Genomic DNA, 3661 nt, shown 5'->3' on the forward strand with positions numbered 1-3661 from the left:
TGGCTGAAGAACATCGGCTATGCGGAAGACCCAAGGTATGTCCGTTCGCTAAGCCGTATATTGGAGCAATACCTCTAAATTAAATCTGTTTGAACATTTTCAGCAGCACAGGTGACAGTAATGTCGTCGCCAATACAAGCACCCACAGATTGCCCGTCGATGGATTGTAGGCGGCAAGAATTTCCGTAATGGTACTGCCTCCGGTAATTCCGGCGGCAGACTCGAAGGCTGCGGTCAATAACGCCCAGCAAACACCTATTGCCAGACAGCCTTTCATGCCACAGTCTTTTACCAAACGGGGAAGCATCAGCCATGTTACCAGAAAGATGAATACGCTTAGCAATATCCCGCTCACGGGTAATGCCGTTTCTTCTCCAATAAACTTGACCAGTACATATTCACGCAATCCGCCATTGAGTATTGCCACAGGGATGAAGCATATCCAAACGATAAATGATTTCAATAGCCGCATAATTCTTTGCATAAAGGGATGACTCTTTATCCTACGGCACTGTCCACATCTACATAATAATTTGCCGGATTGTTGCGGTCCACATACACGCGCACCTTCTTCTTCGGGGCTATCTCGTAGCTTTCATACCAGAAGGAACCGCTGCGGAAGAAGTACACCCGTCCATCCGGTGCGGTGTAGCGGCAACTGACCATGATAGGATGATGTCCGTTCATCGAACTGCTTGTATCTTCACCGATGCCTGTAATTTCCGCTTCCACCACTTCCCCCGTTGCCAACAGCTGACGGGCTTTCCGCTCATGGCTGCGTTTCACCAGCCAGAAGGCCGTCCCTATTCCGGTAAACACGGTTCCTATAAACGCGAAGATGAGAATCAGCCAACCGTTATCGTCCAGATAGCGCACTTCCCGCGGATTGTTTTTCTGATAATATATGGTTATCCGCTTGCCCGGATACATGGACGAGGATGCCATGTTGAGCATGGCCGTATAGGATTTTCCGTCTACGGTATATTCCACGACAGGAGTACCCAACGATTCGCTGCTCGCTCCGCGCATGGCCAAGATAACGGCATCCGTCGGTTCAGCCTTTTGCCGGAATGTGTGGCCGCTGACACCAACGGCGATGCCGACGATGAGCAGGATAATACCTACCGAAATAAATATGCCGCAGAATACGCGGATAAAGGTTTTGCCTTTCCGTCTGCCTTTGGCCAATGCCTTCTCTCTGTCGGGATACATAATGAATATGTTTTTTAGTGAATAGGACAAATGATAAATCATGGAGGAGTCAAACTGTTGTCCGTCTTGTCTGCGGCAAACTCGTCCAACCGATCACGGTAACTTTCGGGAATGAGCAGTTCCGGCCAGTCGCTCGCCCCTTGGGATGTAAAAGAGGCACCGGTGTAGCCCAGTTGGAGCGGCTTGCGGCATTTGCTGTCATAACGCCAACGGGCTGTCCGCGCTACACCAAAATCATCTGCATAGTAGCTCCACTCATTGGTTTCGGGGAAATACTGGTAGACCTCCGTAGTGCCTATGAGGGAAATAAACACGCCGGGAGGAAGCCCGATGTCGTCATGGCGCATATTCCGCCAGTTATTGTACACCACGAAACCGATGCCTGCCAACGCACCGGCGATGACGAGCCCTAAGAATGTCCTCCATATCCGCCCGAACATCTTGTATCCCCGGACAACCTCCTCAGGCCGTAGCCTGTCCAAGCTATTCCCATACTTTCCGAGGTATTGGCTGATGACGGCATCGTCCATATCCGGAACGGATTGTTCCGTAAGGCGGTGTTTCATCTTATAGAAAATGTCCGGATTATTCCGGTCAACAAACAGGGGAAGCTTGACGCCCACCCGTATCAGCCCCAAAATCCCTGCCATCGAGGAAGAAACGGATTCCTTGAAGCGGTGCTTCAAGCCTCCGGGCAAGGCAAATTCATAGACGGCCATTGTCGTCAGCTTGCCGTCAGAGTCCTTTTCATCCTTCACTTCCACCACTTCGGCTTCCGTCAAGATACCTTGCGCAACCGCGTGAAGCTCCGTCTGATGCCTCTTCCAGGTAGCATGGGCAAAGAAGCAAGCCACTGCGATTAAGAAAAGGCCTAATCCACAGCCAAACCAAAAATTAATCGGAATCAATGCGCACCAGAAAAGAGCACCTGCCCCGGCTATTACTGCAAAGACAATAACCGTTTCCTTTCGTTGGCTCTTCTTGCTTTCTTTATAGGCTTCTTTGCGCAGGTCCTTTTCTTTCATGATACGAATGTTTAATGGATTTGATGACAAAAATAGCATCCTGATGTTTCATCACGGTTACAGCATTGTGAAATATGGCGAATAGCATAAACCAAATTATGGCGGAATATAGATAATTACAAGTGCATAAACCTATGATTTCCGACGCCTTTTCCTAAAATTTTGTAGAATATGACAAGAAACGAGCTGGAAATTGCCTGATTAGCAAAAGAACAGCAACTTTGTCCCAATATAAACGAACGTGAACAGCCATCATATAAATGTGTCATGGAAACGAACAAAGTATATCAGATGCCGTTGGCCAAGGTCTATCCCTTGCTGGTTGCCAAGGCCGAACGGAAGGGACGGTCGGAAAGCGAGGTGCGGCAGATTGTGCAATGGCTCACAGGGTACACGCCCGGACAGCTTACGGAAATTCTCGCCACCGACATTACATACGGCGATTTTTTTCAGAACGCCCCACAGTTGAATCCCGACCGCCTGCTTATCAAGGGAACGGTCTGCGGTGTTCGGGTCGAGATCATTGCAGAACCACTGATGCGTGAGATAAGGTATCTTGACAAGCTCGTTGACGAACTTGCCAAAGGGAAGAGCATGGATAAGATTCTAAGGAACTCTTGTCCGAATACATAAAAAAGTTGCCATGAAAATAAACGAGATATATAATTGCAGCGGATTGGTTGAATACATCAACGAAATCGGCTTCCTGCCGTTGCTGCACATGGGACTGGACGGATGGTCGGCGGAAGAAGCGGTTGACGAGGAATGCCGTTACGTCACGTTGCCCGACGGCGGATGGGAATGGCCGCTATGGGAATGGAAAGGCGACATCATCCGGGAGAGCGGATGCGCATACGGCAAGTTCTTTGACCGGAAAGCTGCCTTCATAAGCCGCGAATGGTGGCCGGACTTCTGCAACTGGCGCCGAAATGTGTATCCACATCCGGAGGAAAGCAGCATTGAGGACATGATACTTCAGACATTGCAGGAAAACGGCAGCATGATTACCTGTGACCTGCGCAAAGCCTGCGGCTTTACGGGAACGAAGATGCGCGGCAAGTTCGATACCTATATCTCACGTCTTGAAATGGGCTGTTATATCGTCACGGAGGATTTCGTCTATTCGAAAGACCGGCACGGGCGCAACTACGGCTGGGGGATGGTCGTTGCTTACCATGCCTGAAGTCCTCTTGGGCAAGGACAGCTGCCATCCCGACCGCACTCCCGAAGAGTCGCGCCAGCGGATGGAAAAGCACTTTCAAGGATTGTTCCCGGATGCGGACGGACGTTTATTTGACTTCCTGTTGAAGTGAACATTCAACAGATGCATAAAAGGAACAGATGTGCCGGATAAAAGGCATAGAAACAGTACTTGGCCACATTCCCGTGGATGAAACCCCTTGTGCCGTTATACAGGAAGATGA

5 protein-coding genes and 1 pseudogene are annotated in these 3661 nt (G+C 49.7%); 2 read left to right on the forward strand and 4 right to left on the reverse strand.

What is annotated here, in order from left to right:
• Positions 1-79 precede the first annotated feature (79 nt).
• From H6B30_RS15575 to H6B30_RS15585, 3 genes are read right to left on the reverse strand one after another with little or no spacing between them, the layout of a single operon-like run.
• Positions 80-484: a hypothetical protein gene (locus H6B30_RS15575; RefSeq protein WP_239484169.1), complete on the reverse strand. Its 405-nt coding sequence runs from the start codon at positions 482-484 to the stop codon at positions 80-82.
• Positions 485-498: 14 nt separating this feature from the next.
• Entirely contained in the window at positions 499-1212 is a 714-nt protein-coding gene (locus tag H6B30_RS15580; RefSeq protein WP_177608005.1) for a DUF3592 domain-containing protein, read from the reverse strand.
• Between the two features lie 38 nt (positions 1213-1250).
• Complete coding sequence (locus tag H6B30_RS15585; RefSeq protein WP_205112186.1) at positions 1251-2237, reverse strand: DUF3592 domain-containing protein; 987 nt, start codon at positions 2235-2237, stop codon at positions 1251-1253.
• Between the two features lie 267 nt (positions 2238-2504).
• Between H6B30_RS15585 and H6B30_RS15590 the strand changes: the two genes are divergently transcribed.
• Together H6B30_RS15590 and H6B30_RS15595 are read left to right on the forward strand one after the other, a co-directional pair.
• Positions 2505-2870: a DUF2200 domain-containing protein gene (locus tag H6B30_RS15590; RefSeq protein WP_125105091.1), complete on the forward strand. Its 366-nt coding sequence runs from the start codon at positions 2505-2507 to the stop codon at positions 2868-2870.
• 10 nt (positions 2871-2880) lie between these two features.
• The gene (locus tag H6B30_RS15595; protein WP_338089011.1) at positions 2881-3420 is read left to right on the forward strand and encodes an AlkZ-related protein; all 540 of its coding nucleotides are present in this window, start codon (positions 2881-2883) and stop codon (positions 3418-3420) included.
• A 134-nt stretch (positions 3421-3554) separates the two neighbouring features.
• Here the strand turns inward: H6B30_RS15595 and H6B30_RS16455 are convergent.
• Positions 3555-3661: pseudogene (locus H6B30_RS16455) on the reverse strand (TraX family protein); the annotation flags it as partial.

This window comes from Marseilla massiliensis, from assembly GCF_016899955.1.
GTDB lineage: Bacteria > Bacteroidota > Bacteroidia > Bacteroidales > Bacteroidaceae > Prevotella > Prevotella intestinigallinarum.